A 14,276-nucleotide genomic window follows, 5' to 3' on the forward strand; every position below is an offset into this window, starting at 1 on the left:
GGTTCTGCATTGATGGGACGCATGCGCAACTCAAACGAACTGCCATTCCTACGCTCGGTGGAATCTCGGAGTCGTGGGCGGCGGCGCAGTGGTCATGCTTTGTCCGCGATCGTGCTGGACCACCGGAAGGCCGAGCTCGCCTTCGTCGCCGTTGCCATCACCTGTCGGTCGCCGCCGTGGCTCGCAGACCGCCGACCGAGGCCTGGATCAGCGGCATTCGCCCGGTTTTCACTCCCGGGCGCCTCCGGCTCATGGGGTTGCCGGGGCCGTCTCTCGCTCACCCACCTCTGCGGACCAACCGGGTGCGGGGCCAGACCGGCCCGCCGCGTGCGCTGCACGCCTCGCGACAACCCACTCCTGTCCGACGTTGCGGCGTTGGCAATCCCCCTGGGTCGGGGGGCCACGGGCGCAGTGTGTGCCGCTGTCCCCGTCAACGACCCAGCGCACGATCAAGCCGCGGCGTGACAGGCGGCCTCCAGACTGATGCCCAGCGGGTCGGTCACGAAGCCGCCGTAATAATCGGCGTGGTACTCGGAGTGGATGGCGGGAGGGAATTCTTCGACCGCGCCCGCCGCCAGTGCAGCCCGGTGGAATGCGTCCACCTCGCCGCGGTCGCGGGCCGTGAAGGCCAGGTGCATCCGGTGCCGACCACGCCCTTCTCCAGCAGCCAGAAGAACGGTTTCACCTCGGCCCATCCGAATCCCACCATCGCGTATTGGCCGGGAAACGCGGGGATCGTGAGGATGCGGACGATGCCCAACGTGGCCAGGACGGGTTCGTAGAACGCGACGGCGGCGTCCAGGTCGGGAACCGCGACGTTCAGGTGGTCGATCTGGGATCCGGAACGATCGGTCATGGAAGGTCCTCTCCTCGGTCAGGGGCACAGCGCCGCCTTTCCGCGACCGTCCCATCCGGAGCGGACACCAAATGTTCGCTCCAGGGAAAGGGTTCGAGGATGATGGTCGGGTGGCCACCACTTCCGCCCGACTGCTGAGGCTGCTGTCGCTGCTGCAGTCGGGCGACGCCTGGACCGGACCCGCGCTCGCCGAGGCGCTCCGGGTATCGGATCGGACGGTGCGCCGTGATGTCGACGCTCTACGGAACCTGGGGTACGCGGTCGATGTCAGCCGCGGACCGGGCGGCCGTTACCGGCTGGGCCCCGGGCCCAGACTGCCGCCGCTGGTGTTCGACGAGGAGCAGGCGATCGCCGTGGCCGTCGCGCTGCAGGCCGCACCCCGGTCCATCATCGGGTTGGACGCCGCAGCCGCACGCGCCCTGGAGACTCTCCTCCAGGTGCTTCCGCCGCGGCTGGGCCAGCAGGTGGCCGGCCTGACCATCACCTCGGTGGTCAACCTCTGGGACCTCGCCCCGCCACCGGTGGACGCTGTCGTGCTGCGGGACGTCTCGACCGCGATCCATCGGACCGAGACGCTGCGGTACACCATCGGTAGCGCCGCAGCTAGTCCCGCGTCGACAGTGGAACCGCACCACCTCGTGTCGTGGGCGGGTCGCTGGTGTCTGCTCGGCTGGAACCCGACCGGTCGCCGATGGCAGGCCCTGCGGCTGGACCTGCTCACCCTGCGAACGCCCAATGGTCCGAGGTTCGATCGCCGGATGATCCCCGGCGGCGACGTCGCCGCCTACTTCACCACCTTGTTCGATCGTGGCGACAACCTGGACCACTGGCCCTGCCAGGGGTCGGCCGTGGTCGACCAGCCTGCTGAGCTGATCGCCCGGTTCGCGCCGGGCGGCACCAGGGTGCAGCCGCTCGGACCGACGAGCAGCCGGGTGACCATGGGCGCCTGGTCGTGGAACGGCATCGCGTCGCTGCTGGGCTCGTTCGACGCCGTGGTCCGTGATGCCGAGCCGGCGGCGTTGCGGGAGGCGTGCCGTGAGCTCGCGGCCCGGTACCGCTGAGTGCTCACCGGACGGTCCTCCCCCGGGACCTGCAGGAGCCGGGTCAGCGGTTGGCCGTGAGGGCCACGCGAACGCCCAGACCGATCAGCACGACACCGCTCACCCGCTCGACCGCGGTGCGGACCCGCTCCCGGGCCAGTACCCGACCCAGGCCGCCAATCGCCAGGGAGAACACTCGCCACCACAGCACCGCCAGGGCCAGGAAGGTCGCGGCGAGGATGCCGGTCGTCAGGAGCGCGGGCTCGCCCGGAGAGACGAACTGAGGGATGAGCGTCAGGAAGATCAACGCGATCTTCGGGTTGAGCAGGTTGCTGACCAGCCCCTGTCGGAAAGCCGACCAGCGCCGGACCACTGCTGCCTGCGGCGACGTAGCCGTAGCAGCAGCAGCAGCCGCGGACGATGCGCGGCGGGAGTGCCACAACGCCCTCACACCCAGGTGGACGAGGTAGACCGCCCCGAGCAGCTTGATCACCAGGAACGCGGTCGCCGACGCCGCCAGCACCGCCGCCAACCCGAGGGCGGACGCTGCTGCGTACACCGCGATACCTGCGCAGCATCCCAACCCGGTCCACCACGCAGCCCGAGACCCACCGCGACTCCCGTTGCGCAGCACCAGCACCATGTCCGGGCCCGGCGTCAACGTCAGCACCACCACGACCAGGATGAACGGGAGGAGGAGGTGCGGCATGCGGCTCACCCTACGAACGACGCGGCCGCCGACCCAGCCCGCCCACCCGTGCAGCCGTTCGCGACGGGTCCGAAGCCGGCGGTCGCCTGACGCGGTCAGCCGACCTCGGGGATGTGGAACGGCGTCTGGGGGGTCAGCACCGCCGAGACGGCCTCGGCGATGGCCGCACTGGCCGTGAGCACCCGACCGTCGGCACCCGGCTGCGGGGCGTCGTCGGTGGCCGCCAGCACGATGAGGGTCGCGCCGTCCGCCCGGGTGTACATCTGGGAGGAGTAACCGGCGGTGTCGCCACTGTGGCCGATCCAGCCGCCGGCGTCGACGATGCCCATTCCGTAGCCGTCGTCGTCGGGGTTACCGGGGATGGGGACGACGGCGAGGCGTTGCCGCTGCAGGTCCGGGCTCAGCAGCGACCCGTCGGCCAGGATCCTGACCCAGGTGGCCAGGTCCTCCGCGGTGGAGACCGCCGCGCCGGCCGAGCGCCCCCAGGACAGCGACCAGTCGGAGGTGTCCTGTCTGGACCCGTCCGCGGTGAGGGAGCTGAAGCCGTGCAGGTGCGGTTCGGGGAAGCCGCCTCCCTCCAGGGGGTATGAGGTGTGCGTGAGGCCGGCCTTGTCGAACAGGTCCTGCAGGTTGTCGGCGACAGTGCGTCCGGAGGCCCTCTCCACCAGCATGCCGACCAGGAGCAGGTTGGTGTTCGAGTAGGCGAAGTCGGTGCCCGGGGCGAAACTCAGGTCCGCGTCGGCGACGTAGGCCAGGAGTTCCTCGACGGTGAACGCCCGCTGGTGGTCGGCCTCGAAATCGGTCAGGAAGGCCTGGGTGCCGGTGTAGGCGGGGATACCGCTGCGCATCTCGGCCAATTGACGGGCGGTGACCGATCGCCACTGCTCCGGCAGGTCCGGCAGCAGATCGCCGATGGGCGCGTCCAGGTTGATCCGACCCTGGTCGACCAGGAGCAGCATCGTGGTGACGACCATGGTCTTGGTGTTGCTGCCGATGCGGAAGTAGTCGGTGACCGTAGCGGGCGTTCCCGTCGCGGGATCAGCCGTGCCGTACGCCTTCTCGAAGACCCCTCGATCGTCGCTGACGCGCACGATGACTCCGGGTGCCCGGGATTCGCTGATCGCCTTCTGTGCGGCGGCGTCCACAGCGGCGGCCAGGTCGACCGGGAACACCGACGTCGAGGCCGATCCACCGGAGGTCGCCGTCGTGGCTGATGTCCCGGCCGAGCTCGTCATGGCTGCTGCGGTCGCCGCGCTGGACGCCGGGGGTGTCGAGGACCCGGCAGCCATGGCTCCGGTACCCGACCGGCCCGTGCCGGCAGCGCCGGTGCACCCGGCCGTCAGGCCGACGACGGCCACCAGGGCTGCGGCGCTCAGTCGCCTGCGGCCCGGCCGCACGGCGGTGGCGGTGCGGAGAGCAGGGATCGTCATCGAGACTCCAGGTGGATGCGTCAGTGGACGGGCAGCGCGGTGCAGGACGGGTCGGGGCAGCAAGCCGTTGTCGGTGATCATGACGATGAGCAGGTCGGTTCCCGGTCTCGAACGATGCGTTCACCGCCGGGCGGCGGGTCGCCCCGACGCTGCCGTCCTCGACGGACCGGATGCCGATGCACCGCGGAGAGATCGTCCGGTGAACCGATGGCGAGGACGGGGAGGACTGTCGGACGCAGGATGATGGGTCGGTGAGTCACGAAGTCGTGCCAGCGGGTACGTACAGGCGTACTGCGCTCGAGCGAGCGGACCAGCGGGTCTCCTGGGAGCGGTCCGATGAAGCGTTCTTCGCTGCCGGGGCCTGCCACATCCTCGCCTACAGATGCGTCGCGACCCATACCGGTGTGGTCGACGAAGTCATGGCACTGCGGAAAGTCGACGACGGGACCGTGACTCACGTCCTCGCTGCTCGGGGGGGCTGGCTGTTCGACTTCAGCGGGTGGCATCGCGCCGACGCCGTCGTCGAAGCCAATCAGCGCTTCGAGAAGGCCGGCCTCGAGCTGGTACGCATCGACCAGGGTCTTCAAGAGTTCTGTGCAGAGAACGCACACAGGGCTCCGCACCAGTACCACCGTGATCCGACGGACAGGGCAGATCAGTACCTCCGTCGTTTCACCGCACCCCACACGCGGCCCCTCGCCGCGCCCGCTGATCTCGAGCTCGGCCGCCCAGCACGATGACTCGCTGGTCACGCCACCCCGCGGTGAGGACGGACGACCAGTCCTCTCCATGACGGAACCCCCGGGAGACCCCACCGGCTCACGTCCCCCAGCGGCGGTGGGCTCACGTCGTGTCGGCGTCGGCGGCCGTAGCCCGGCGAATGCTCAGCCGGGCTGTGCGGCCCGGTCGTGACACTGCGGCCTGGGCATCGGGGACGTCCCGGTCAGCGACAGTCATCCCCCAGCGTCCCATTTCGCGGTCGACGATCACCGCGGACAGGGGACCTGTCCCCCGTCACCCCTCCTCGAGCGTCTGCGTCCCGGTGATGGTGAGCCCGTACCCCTGGATGCCGACCCGGGCGACCGGACGGTTGGTGAGCAGGCGCATGGAGCGCACGCCGAGGTCGACGAGCACCTGCGCGCCCAGCCCGTAGAGCTTGGGGTCCTGGGTGGGCGGGGCGTCGTGGTCCTGGCCGTGGTCGGCCCGTTCCAGGTTGGTCAGGTGGTTGAGCAGATCGGTGTGGTCGGACGCGGCACCGCGGATGTACAGCAGCACCCCACGGCCCTCCTGCTCGATCGCCGTCATGGCCGACCGGAGCTGGTCCCCGCAGGTGCAGCGGCCGGAGCGGAACACGTCGCCCAGGACGCACTCGGCGTGCACCCGGACGAGAACGTCCTCGCCGTCACCGATCTCGCCGGTGACCAGGGCGACGAACTCCCGCTCGTCGACGGTGCTGGCGTACCCGACCGCCTGGAACGGGCCCTGCGGCAGCGGCAACCGGGCCGAGGCCAGCCGGCGGACCTGCACGTCGGAGGCCCGGATGTGCGCGATGAGATCGGCGATGCTGACCAGGGCCAACCCGTGCTCCCGAGCGAAGCGGGCCAGATCGGGCAGCCGGGCCATGCTGCCGTCGTCGTTGACGACCTCCGCGATGCCGGCGACCGGGGTGAGCCCGGCCAGCCGGGCCAGGTCGACGGCGGCCTCGGTGTGCCCGGGCCGCACCAGCACGCCCCCGTCACGGGCCCGCAGCGGGAACACGTGCCCGGGGCGGGTGAAGGACGCCACGGTGGCGTCCGGCGCGGCCAGCTGCCGGATGGTGAACGCGCGGTCGGCGGCGGAGATGCCCGTGTCCGGGACATCGGTGGCGTCCACCGACACGGTGTATGCGGTGCCCTTGCGGTCCTCGTTGACGGCGTGCATGGGCGGCAGACCCAGCCGGTCGCAGATCTCCCCCGGCAGCGGGACGCACACCACACCGGAGGAGTACCGGATGACGAAGGCCACCGCCTCGGTCGACACCTGCTCGGCGGCGAAGATGAAATCGCCCTCGTTCTCGCGGTTCTCGTCGTCGACGACGATGATCACCCGCCCGGCCGCGAGCTCGGCCACGGCGAACTCGATGGTGTCGAGCCGGACCTCGGCGGTGTCCTGGGGCTGGCTGGTCAACGTCTCTCTCCTTCGGTCGCGGAGGCCGGTGCCCCCGCAGTGCGGCGCCGGTCGGGGGACGACGCCGGTGCATCGAACCACGGCGACCGTTCGGCCCGGGTGGTCCGGGGACGGTCGGTCATGCGATCAACTGTTCGGCGACGGTGCGATCGGTGATCAGCACGTTGACCCAACCACCCAGCAGGGCGGCCCGGACGGCAGTGACCTTGCGTTGCCCGCCGGCCACGCCGATCCGCCGCGGGATGGCGGTGAACCCCTCCGGGGTGATGCCGACCAGCCGGTCGTCCAGCGGCGAACGGACCGGGCGGCCCTGCATGTCGAAGTAGCGCAGGCAGACGTCGCCGACTGCGCCGAGCTCGCGGAGCTCCTGCTGGTCCTGCTCGGTCATCGCGTTGCCGCTCCGGCGCATCAGCGGCGACGGGTCCAGGCTGCCGATGCCGACCAGGGCGACCGTGAGCTCGTCCCACATCCGGACCACGTCGACGATGGACGGGTCGCCGAGCAGCGCGTCGCGCACCGCCCGGCTGCCGACCAGTCCCGGGGCGGCCAGGAAGACCGGCGTCGCGCCGGTGACGTGGGCCAGTCGCCCGGTGAGCCGGGTGGCCTGCACCTGCACCCCGGGATCGCCCAGGCCGCCGATCATCTGCACGATGCGGCTGGCCGCGACGGTGTTCTTGCGGGGCATGCGATCCACCGCGTACAGCAGGGTCTCGCTCCAGGACGAGACGCCGATGCGGTGTTCCCCGGTCAGCGTGGCGTCCAGGTAGTCGGCGGCGGCGGCGCCGAGGGCGGGGACGACGTCCTGCACTCCGCCGACGTCGACGACCATGCAGTCGCGCAGCCCGTAGCGGGACTGCACCTCGTCCTCGAGATCGGCGTACACCCCGGACGGCAGGGAGACGACCGTGCGAACGATGCCGAGCTCGGTGGCCTGTCGGAGCAGGCGGGAGACCCGGGGCTGGGAGAGGCTCAGCTGGGCGGCGATCTGGGGCTGCCGGATGCCGCGCTCGTGGTACATCCGGGCGACCTTGCAGAGCAGCCGGAGCTGGTCGATCCCGATGCCCTGCGCGGCCGGGTCCTGGGTCGCTCCGGTGTCCGCCATCGTCACGTGCCCACCCCCCGGTCGCGACACCGTCCACCGGCGCCTTCCCGCCACTATACCGAATAGCTATTCAACCCCTGATGTCCATTGACCCCGATCGGGTGGCGGCGCTACGGTATCTATTCAACAGGCCGTAACCATTCAGGATGCGGACCGGCGGAGCGGCCCGATCCGGCGCCCACCGCATCGGACGAAGGAGTCGACGGCGACCGTGACCACACCCCCCGGCAGCACCCTGGTCGGCCCCGAGCTGTTCTCCCTGTCCGGCCGGACAGCGCTGGTCACCGGCGCGGGCAGCGGCATCGGGCGGCGCATCGCGATCGGCCTGGCCCAGGCCGGCGCCGACGTCGCCTGCCTGGACCGCGTCGCGGCCGGGGTCGCCGAGACCGTCTCCACCATCGAAGGTCTCGGCCGGCGGGCGATCGCCCTCACCGGTGACGTCACCGACCCCGACGACCTCGCCGCGGCCACGGCGAGCACGGAGACCGAGCTGGGCGACCTGACCGTCGCGGTGAACTGCGCGGGCATCGCCTCGGCCACACCCGCGGAGGATCTCGACGTCGCCGACTGGAACCGGACCATCGCGGTCAACCTCACCGGGGTGTTCCTGTCCTGCCAGGCCGAGGCGCGGCGGATGTTCGCCCACGGTGGCGGCACCATCGTCAACATCGCATCCATGTCCGGCGTCATCGCCAACCGTGGCCTCAAGCAGGCGCACTACAACTCGTCCAAGGCCGGCGTCATCCACCTGACGAAGAGCCTGGCCACGGAGTGGGTCGACCGCGGCGTCCGGGTCAACGCCATCAGCCCCGGCTACACCGCGACGCCGATGAACACCCGACCCGAGATGGTCGATCAGATGCGGGTGTTCGAATCGGAGACCCCCATGCAGCGCAGCGCCTCGGTCGACGAGATGGTCGGTCCCGCGGTGTTCCTCGCCAGCCCCGCCTCGTCCTACTGCACCGGGGTCGACCTGCTGGTCGACGGCGGCTTCACCTGCTGGTGACCCGCCCACTCCCCCATCCGCTCACCCCGCTCGTCACCGACCTGAAGGACGTCGACATGACTCCCCTGACCGTGCCCGCATGCTGACCACCGACCGCGCCACCGCGGAGAAGTACCTGGCCACCCGCAAGGAGCTGGCCGACGCCCCCGTCGAGGACGTCATCGCCGCGCTGACCGCCATGGCGACGCAGATCCGGCTGTGGGACCTGGAGATGATCAACCGGGCCAAGCTGGGTCACATCGGCGGCGACTTCTCCGTCACCGACATCCTCACCACGCTCTACGGCGCCGTGTTGAACGTCGACCCCACCAACCCGACGGACCCCGAGCGCGACCGGTTCATCCTCAGCAAGGGGCACACCGCCGGCGCCCTCTACTCGACCCTGGCCTACTGCGGCTTCTTCCCGCAGGCCGAGCTGGCCACCTTCGCCCAGGCGCTGTCACCGCTCAACGGTCACCCCAACCGCACCAAGGTGCCCGGCGTGGAGACCAACACCGGCCCGCTGGGCCACGGGTTCCCCGTCGCCGTCGGCCACGCGCTGGCCGCGAAGCTGCAGGGTTCGCCGCGCCGCACCTTCGTGGTGATGGGTGACGGCGAGATGCAGGAGGGCAGCAACTGGGAGGCCGCGATGACCGCCGCCCACTACGAGCTGAGCTCGGTCACCGCGATCATCGACCGCAACCGGTTGCAGCAGGGTGCGGGCACCGAGGACACCAAGACCCTCGAGCCGTTCCCGGACAAGCTGGCCAGCTTCGGCTTCGAGGTCCGCGACATCCCCGGCCACGACTTCGCCGCCCTGCTGCTGGCCACCCAGCCCTCCACCACCGGCAAGCCCGTCGCCGTCATCGCCAACACCGTCAAGGGCAAGGGCGTGTCCTTCATGGAGAACCGGGTCGAGTGGCACCACAAGGTCCCGTCCGACGAGCAGGTCACCCAGGCCGTCCAGGAGCTGACGAACGCATGAGCACCCCCACCGAAACCCCTCCCGCAGCACCCACTTTCGACTGTCGGAAGGCCTTCGCCGAGGAGATCATCGCCCTGGCGCAGGAGGACCCGCGCATCGTCGCGGTCTGCAACGACTCCGTCGGCTCCTCGAACCTCACCGGCTTCCGCGACGCCTTCCCCGATCGCCTGATCAACGTCGGCATCGCCGAGCAGGATCTCGTCGGCGTCGGCGCCGGTCTGGCCAACGGCGGGATGATCCCGTTCGTCAGCGCCGCCGCGCCGTTCCTCACCGGCCGCGCGCTGGAGCAGATCAAGGCCGACGTCGCCTACAGCGCCACGCACGTGCTGCTCTGCGGGCAGAGCCCGGGCATGGCCTACGGCGAGCTCGGCCCCACCCACCACTCCATCGAGGACCTCTCCTGGACGCGGGCCATCCCGGGCCTGCGGGTACTCGTCCCGGCCGACCCGCAGGAGACCCGCGCCGCCGTCCGGTACGCGGTGGGGAACCCCGGCGGCTACTACATCCGCATCCCGCGGCACGCGGTGCCGGCGGTCAATCCCGAGGGCACCGGCTTCGAGCTGGGGCGGTCCGTTCGACTCGCCGGTCACTCCCCCGGGGGTGAGGACGTCACCGTCATCGCCATCGGCACCCTGGTCTCCCGTGCGCTCGCCGCCGCGGAAACCCTGCGCGCCGAGGGCATCTCGGTCCGGGTGATCAACATGTCCACCGTGTCGCCGCTGGACGCCGACGCGGTGCTCGCCGCCGCCCGGGAGACCCGCGGCATCGTCACCGCCGAGGAGGCCATCGTCAGTGGTGGGCTCGGCGCGGCCGTGGCCTCGCTGGTCGTGCAGAACCAGCCGGTCCCCATGCGGCTGCTCGGGCTGACCGAGTTCGCGCCGACCGGCAGCACCGATTTCCTGCTCGAGCACTTCGGGCTCACCGCCGACGGCATCGTGGCCGCGGTCCGCGAGGTCCTCGGACATGGCGGAGCCTGACCTGATCCTGGCGGTCGACCAGGGCACCAGCTCCAGCAAGGCGCTCCTGGTCGACCACCGTGGCGCCATCGTGTCCCGGGGCAGCGGTGCCCTGGGACAGCAGACGCCCCGACCGGGCTGGGTCGAGCAGTCCGCCGCGGACATCTGGGCCAGCATCCAGACCGCGGTCGCCGGTGCCCTGGCCGGGCAGGACCCGTCCCGCATCCGGGCCGTCGGGCTGTCCACCCAGCGGGAATCGTTGCTGCTGTGGGATCGCGCCACTGGCGAGCCGGTCGGTCCGCTGGTCAGCTGGCAGGACCAGCGGACCGCCGGGGCGTGCCGCGCCCTGCTCGCCACCGGCGCGGACGACATGGTCCGGCGGGTCAGCGGCCTGCCGATCGACCCGATGTTCTCCGCCGCCAAGGCCCAGTGGCTACTCGACACCCACGACCCCGACCGGCGCCGCAGCACCCGCGGTGAGCTGTGCCTGGGCACCGTGGACAGCTGGCTGCTGTTCCGGCTCGGCGCCGGCCACGTCATCGAGGTCGGCAACGCCGCCCGCACCCAGCTGATGAACGTGCGCAGCCGCACCTGGGACCCCCAGCTGCTGGAGCTGTTCGGCGTCCCCGCCGAGTGCCTGCCGGTGATCGCCGCCTCGACCGGCCCGTTCACCACCGCCGGCGCCCTGGCCGGGGTGCCGGCGCACGTCCCGGTGGCCGCGGTCATGGGTGACTCGCACGCCGCGCTCTTCGCGCACGGGGCGTGGGCGGCCGGTCAGGTCAAGGCCACCTACGGCACCGGCTCCTCGGTCATGGGCGTCACCGACCGCACCACCGACCTGGCCGGCGGGCTGTGTCTCACCGTCGCCTGGCAGGACGGCGACACACCCACCTTCGCCGTGGAGGGCAACATCCGGGCGAGCGGGGCCACCCTGGGCTGGCTCGCCCGTGCGGTCGACTCGACCCCGGCGCGACTCGCCGCACTGGCCGAGACGGCGGACGGCGGCGGGGTCCACCTCGTCCCCGCCTTCAACGGACTCGGGGCCCCCTGGTGGGACAACGAGGCGGTCGGCACGATCAGCGGCCTCACCCTGGGCACCGGCCTGCCCCAGCTGGCCCGGGCCGCCCTGGAGAGCATCGCCCTGCAGGTCGAGGACGTGGTCCACGCGGTCGACGACACCGTCGCCCCGGTACCGGAGCTGCTCGCCGACGGCGGCGCCTCGGCGAACCCGTTCCTCATGCAACTACAGGCCGACATCAGCGGCCGCACCGTGCGGCGGGCCCTGGACGCCGACCTCTCCCCCCTGGGCGCCGCCCACCTGGCCGGCCGCGCCGTGGGCCTGTGGGACACCACGGCGTTGGCCGCCCTCCCCCGTGCGCACCAGGACTTCGTCCCGCGGTCCACGGCCGAGGAGCGCGAGCGGGGCCGGAGTGCCTGGCGCGCCGCCCTGGCCCGCAGCCGGGGGCAGAGCGTCCGGTGACCGCGCGGCCCATCTACCGTGCATGACCGAGTAGTGGGCACCGCAACCTACTGCTAGCGTCGGCTCGTGCCCGCCGCCCAGGACCCCGTCCTCACCCAGTTGCGCAAGGGTGTCCTGGAGTACTGCGTGCTGGCCCTGCTGCGCGACGCCCCCGCGTACGGCGTGGAGATGACGGCCCGGCTGGCGCTGCACCCGGCCCTGTTCGCCAGCGAGGGCACCCTATATCCGCTCCTGTCCCGCCTGCGGCGGCAGCTCTGGGTGGACACCTTCTGGCAGGAATCGAGCTCCGGGCCGCCCCGCCGCTACTACCGACTGACCCCGGAGGGCGAAGCGGCGCTGGCTGCGTTCGCCCGCGCCTGGGAGCCGTTCACCGAAGACGTCGACGCCGTCCTGAAGGAGACCCGATGACCGCGCTCCTCGAGCATCCGTTGATCGCGGCCTACCTGGCCGACCTGGATCGAGCCCTGGCCGGGACGGACCCGATCGAACGGGCTGACATCGTCGCCGGGGTCCGGGAGGACCTCACCGAGCGACTGAGCGGGGGACGGGACCCGAGCCCGGACGAGATCCGTGCGGCACTGGGCGTTCTCGGCCCGGTCGACCGGATCGCCGCCGCGGCGACGCCCGCCCCTCCCCTCACCCCGGCGCCGTCCCCGGCCGGCAATCCGACGGCCGGACCCCTGCTGCTGGCTGGGGCACTGCTCGGCGTCGTCCTGCTGCCGACCCTGTTCCCGTCGGTCGCGGTCTGCCTGGTCGTCCTGGTCGCGGCGCTCGTCGTCCGCCACCGACGCACCGCGCGGCACCGCAGCCTGGTCACCGCAGCGACCGTCGTCGCCGGCCTGGGCCTGCTGGCCGGAGCCTTCGTCCTGCTGTTCCTCGTGCAGGCGTCGAGCGGACCGGTCACCACCGATCCGGTCCAGGTCGGCCTGGGGCTGCCCGGGGTGCGCTGATCCATCACCCGGGTCGGCCTGCGGAGACGCAGGGGATCAGTACGGCGGGGCGCCCCAGACGACCACGTCGTCACCGACGGAAAGCGTGTCGAAGAACGTCTCCGAGGCCGCGCCCGACAGGTGGATACAGCCGTGCGACTGGTCACTGAGACTGCCCTGGTGGAAGGCGATCCCGCCGTCGAAGAACACGGAGTTCGGCATCGGAGCGTTGTTGAAGATGCTGGACTTGTGGTTCTTGTCCAGCCAGTACACGTCGAACGTCCCGGTGCCGGTGCGGTACCCGGCGCGGCCGGAGGTGATGGGGACGGGCCCGTAGGTGATGACGCCGTTGCTCTGCAGCCAGGCCTGCTGGGAGCTCAGGTCGACACAGGCGGATGCCGACGCGGGGCACGGGTTCGCGGCCTGCAGGCCGGCGGCGGCACCGGCGGCCGGATTGACCGGCGGAGTCGTCGCGGTGACGGTCTTCTCGCCCTGTCCCGGCTGGAAGCGGGTGTCCCCGGAGTAGGTGACCGCGATGGTGTGCGTCCCCTCGGACACCGCGGGCAGGGTGGTGCGGACGGTGCCGTCCGGGCCGACCGGACCGGCCAGGAGTTGCGTCCCGTCGGCGGTCACCACGACCTGACCGGTCGGGGTGTCCGGGGTGCCGATCACCGAGACGACGACGGGGATGTCCGTGCCGGGCAGGGGTTTCGTGGACGTCTCCGGCAGCGAGATGGCCACGTCGACGTTCGTCTGCGCGGACTGCAGGGTCATCGCCCCCTCCGCCGGGTCGACCGCGGCATTGCCCGCGTAGGTGACGCGGTAGTCGTGGGCGCCTGGGTCGGCCCGGTTCAGGTACCGCAGATCGGCGACGCCGGTGGCGTCGGCGGTGCCCTGGGCGAGCACGGTCTCCCCGTCGAGCAGGGCGACCGGTCCGCTGAGGTCCGGGGTCGGCACGCTCGGCTGCACGGCGATCCGGACGGTCGCCGTGTCGCCGTATCGGACGGTCCCCACCCCGGAAGCGGTGACCGCGGTGCCGGAGACCGCGGCGCCGGCCTTGGCGATGCTCACCGGCGTGCTGGTCTCCGCCGCCGCGGTCAAGGCGGCGTCGGTGGGGGTGAACCGAGCGGTCAGGACGTGCTCTCCCGGGCCGAGGCCGGCCGGTGCGGCGAAGGCGGCGCGGCCGCCGGCGAGGGGCTGCGCACCCAGCGGAGTGGCGTCCAGGTCGACGGTCAGGGTGCCCTCGGCCGGAGCACCGGTGGCCAGCGTGGCCGCACCCTGCACGGTGAAGAACCCGTCGGCGCCCCGGACCGCCTCGACGGCCAGGGTCACCGCGGCGGGCGCCGGGGCGACGGATGTCGAGGTCGTCGGGGCCGTCCGGGTGGTCGCCGAGCTCGCCGGCGCGGACGGCGTGGTCTCCGACGCGGAACTGCTCGCGGTGGCCGCGGCCGGACGCAGGGTCGGGGCGGCGGGACCGCAGGCGGTGAGGACGGCGAGCAGGACGGCGGCGGCGAGCGCGACCCGCCCGGTCCGTCGGCGGTGCCGAGCCTCGGTGATGGTGCGGTCCCCGGTCATCGACGTTCCCCTCGTCACGGCCCTCGTCGGCCTGCCCCGCCCACCCCGACGGGCGCGGCCCCT

At 71.8% G+C, this 14,276-nt stretch carries 14 protein-coding genes; 7 read left to right on the forward strand and 7 right to left on the reverse strand.

From position 1 onward, the window contains the following. Nucleotides 1-499: 499 nt before the first annotated feature. Nucleotides 500-856, reverse strand: coding sequence for a VOC family protein (locus J2S58_RS05915; RefSeq protein ID WP_205258391.1), 357 nt, complete (start codon nucleotides 854-856; stop codon nucleotides 500-502). Between the two features lie 110 nt (nucleotides 857-966). Between J2S58_RS05915 and J2S58_RS05920 the strand changes: the two genes are divergently transcribed. Then, on the forward strand, nucleotides 967-1,917 hold the full coding sequence (locus tag J2S58_RS05920; protein ID WP_205258390.1) for a helix-turn-helix transcriptional regulator: 951 nt from the start codon (nucleotides 967-969) through the stop codon (nucleotides 1,915-1,917). Nucleotides 1,918-1,960: 43 nt separating this feature from the next. Here J2S58_RS05920 and J2S58_RS05925 read toward each other — a convergent pair whose 3' ends face one another. The 5 genes from J2S58_RS05925 to J2S58_RS05945 all read right to left on the reverse strand — a co-directional run bounded on the left by J2S58_RS05925 (nucleotide 1,961) and on the right by J2S58_RS05945 (nucleotide 7,303). Continuing rightward, nucleotides 1,961-2,605 (reverse strand): LysE family translocator, encoded by a 645-nt coding sequence (locus J2S58_RS05925; RefSeq protein ID WP_205258389.1) that lies wholly within the window; start codon nucleotides 2,603-2,605, stop codon nucleotides 1,961-1,963. A 95-nt stretch (nucleotides 2,606-2,700) separates the two neighbouring features. After that, nucleotides 2,701-4,035 (reverse strand): serine hydrolase domain-containing protein, encoded by a 1,335-nt coding sequence (locus J2S58_RS05930; RefSeq protein ID WP_205258388.1) that lies wholly within the window; start codon nucleotides 4,033-4,035, stop codon nucleotides 2,701-2,703. A gap of 77 nt (nucleotides 4,036-4,112) precedes the next feature. Beyond that, nucleotides 4,113-4,622 carry a hypothetical protein gene (locus J2S58_RS05935; protein ID WP_205258387.1) on the reverse strand — a complete coding sequence of 170 codons (510 nt, stop codon included), beginning with the start codon at nucleotides 4,620-4,622 and terminating at the stop codon, nucleotides 4,113-4,115. 427 nt (nucleotides 4,623-5,049) lie between these two features. After that, complete coding sequence (ribB, locus tag J2S58_RS05940) at nucleotides 5,050-6,201, reverse strand: 3,4-dihydroxy-2-butanone-4-phosphate synthase (RefSeq protein ID WP_240189411.1); 1,152 nt, start codon at nucleotides 6,199-6,201, stop codon at nucleotides 5,050-5,052. A 118-nt stretch (nucleotides 6,202-6,319) separates the two neighbouring features. Next, on the reverse strand, nucleotides 6,320-7,303 hold the full coding sequence (locus J2S58_RS05945; RefSeq protein WP_240189426.1) for a sugar-binding transcriptional regulator: 984 nt from the start codon (nucleotides 7,301-7,303) through the stop codon (nucleotides 6,320-6,322). 211 nt (nucleotides 7,304-7,514) lie between these two features. On the opposite strand from J2S58_RS05945, the gene J2S58_RS05950 reads away from it, so the two are divergent. The 6 genes from J2S58_RS05950 (at nucleotide 7,515) to J2S58_RS05975 (ending at nucleotide 12,659) form a co-directional block, all read left to right on the forward strand. Continuing rightward, complete coding sequence (locus J2S58_RS05950; RefSeq protein WP_205258384.1) at nucleotides 7,515-8,309, forward strand: SDR family oxidoreductase; 795 nt, start codon at nucleotides 7,515-7,517, stop codon at nucleotides 8,307-8,309. A gap of 79 nt (nucleotides 8,310-8,388) precedes the next feature. Continuing rightward, entirely contained in the window at nucleotides 8,389-9,273 is an 885-nt protein-coding gene (locus tag J2S58_RS05955; protein ID WP_240189410.1) for a transketolase, read from the forward strand. Continuing rightward, nucleotides 9,270-10,250, forward strand: coding sequence for a transketolase family protein (locus J2S58_RS05960; RefSeq protein WP_205258383.1), 981 nt, complete (start codon nucleotides 9,270-9,272; stop codon nucleotides 10,248-10,250). The genes J2S58_RS05955 and J2S58_RS05960 overlap by 4 nt, the downstream gene beginning before the upstream one ends. Further along, nucleotides 10,237-11,709 carry an FGGY family carbohydrate kinase gene (locus J2S58_RS05965; protein ID WP_205258382.1) on the forward strand — a complete coding sequence of 491 codons (1,473 nt, stop codon included), beginning with the start codon at nucleotides 10,237-10,239 and terminating at the stop codon, nucleotides 11,707-11,709. The genes J2S58_RS05960 and J2S58_RS05965 overlap by 14 nt, the downstream gene beginning before the upstream one ends. A gap of 66 nt (nucleotides 11,710-11,775) precedes the next feature. Beyond that, nucleotides 11,776-12,117 (forward strand): PadR family transcriptional regulator, encoded by a 342-nt coding sequence (locus tag J2S58_RS05970; RefSeq protein WP_306826576.1) that lies wholly within the window; start codon nucleotides 11,776-11,778, stop codon nucleotides 12,115-12,117. After that, on the forward strand, nucleotides 12,114-12,659 hold the full coding sequence (locus J2S58_RS05975) for an HAAS signaling domain-containing protein (RefSeq protein WP_205258381.1): 546 nt from the start codon (nucleotides 12,114-12,116) through the stop codon (nucleotides 12,657-12,659). The genes J2S58_RS05970 and J2S58_RS05975 overlap by 4 nt, the downstream gene beginning before the upstream one ends. Before the next feature lie 36 nt (nucleotides 12,660-12,695). Here the strand turns inward: J2S58_RS05975 and J2S58_RS05980 are convergent, their stop codons facing one another. Further along, entirely contained in the window at nucleotides 12,696-14,213 is a 1,518-nt protein-coding gene (locus J2S58_RS05980; protein ID WP_205258380.1) for an Ig-like domain repeat protein, read from the reverse strand. Nucleotides 14,214-14,276: the final 63 nt, after the last annotated feature.

It is taken from the genome of Nakamurella flavida (assembly GCF_030811475.1).
In the GTDB taxonomy this organism is placed as follows: Bacteria; Actinomycetota; Actinomycetes; order Mycobacteriales; family Nakamurellaceae; genus Nakamurella; species Nakamurella flavida.

What these genes read in the sequence shown, in the direction of transcription:
- J2S58_RS05915 (WP_205258391.1), bottom strand. Translation starts at nt 856, where the DNA reads ATGACCGATCGTTCCGGATCCCAGATCGACCACCTGAACGTCGCGGTT.
- J2S58_RS05925 (WP_205258389.1), bottom strand. Translation starts at nt 2,605, where the DNA reads ATGCCGCACCTCCTCCTCCCGTTCATCCTGGTCGTGGTGGTGCTGACG.
- J2S58_RS05930 (WP_205258388.1), bottom strand. Translation starts at nt 4,035, where the DNA reads ATGACGATCCCTGCTCTCCGCACCGCCACCGCCGTGCGGCCGGGCCGC.
- J2S58_RS05945 (WP_240189426.1), bottom strand. Translation starts at nt 7,303, where the DNA reads ATGGCGGACACCGGAGCGACCCAGGACCCGGCCGCGCAGGGCATCGGG.
- J2S58_RS05955 (WP_240189410.1), top strand. Translation starts at nt 8,389, where the DNA reads ATGCTGACCACCGACCGCGCCACCGCGGAGAAGTACCTGGCCACCCGC.
- J2S58_RS05960 (WP_205258383.1), top strand. Translation starts at nt 9,270, where the DNA reads ATGAGCACCCCCACCGAAACCCCTCCCGCAGCACCCACTTTCGACTGT.
- J2S58_RS05965 (WP_205258382.1), top strand. Translation starts at nt 10,237, where the DNA reads ATGGCGGAGCCTGACCTGATCCTGGCGGTCGACCAGGGCACCAGCTCC.
- J2S58_RS05975 (WP_205258381.1), top strand. Translation starts at nt 12,114, where the DNA reads ATGACCGCGCTCCTCGAGCATCCGTTGATCGCGGCCTACCTGGCCGAC.
- J2S58_RS05980 (WP_205258380.1), bottom strand. Translation starts at nt 14,213, where the DNA reads ATGACCGGGGACCGCACCATCACCGAGGCTCGGCACCGCCGACGGACC.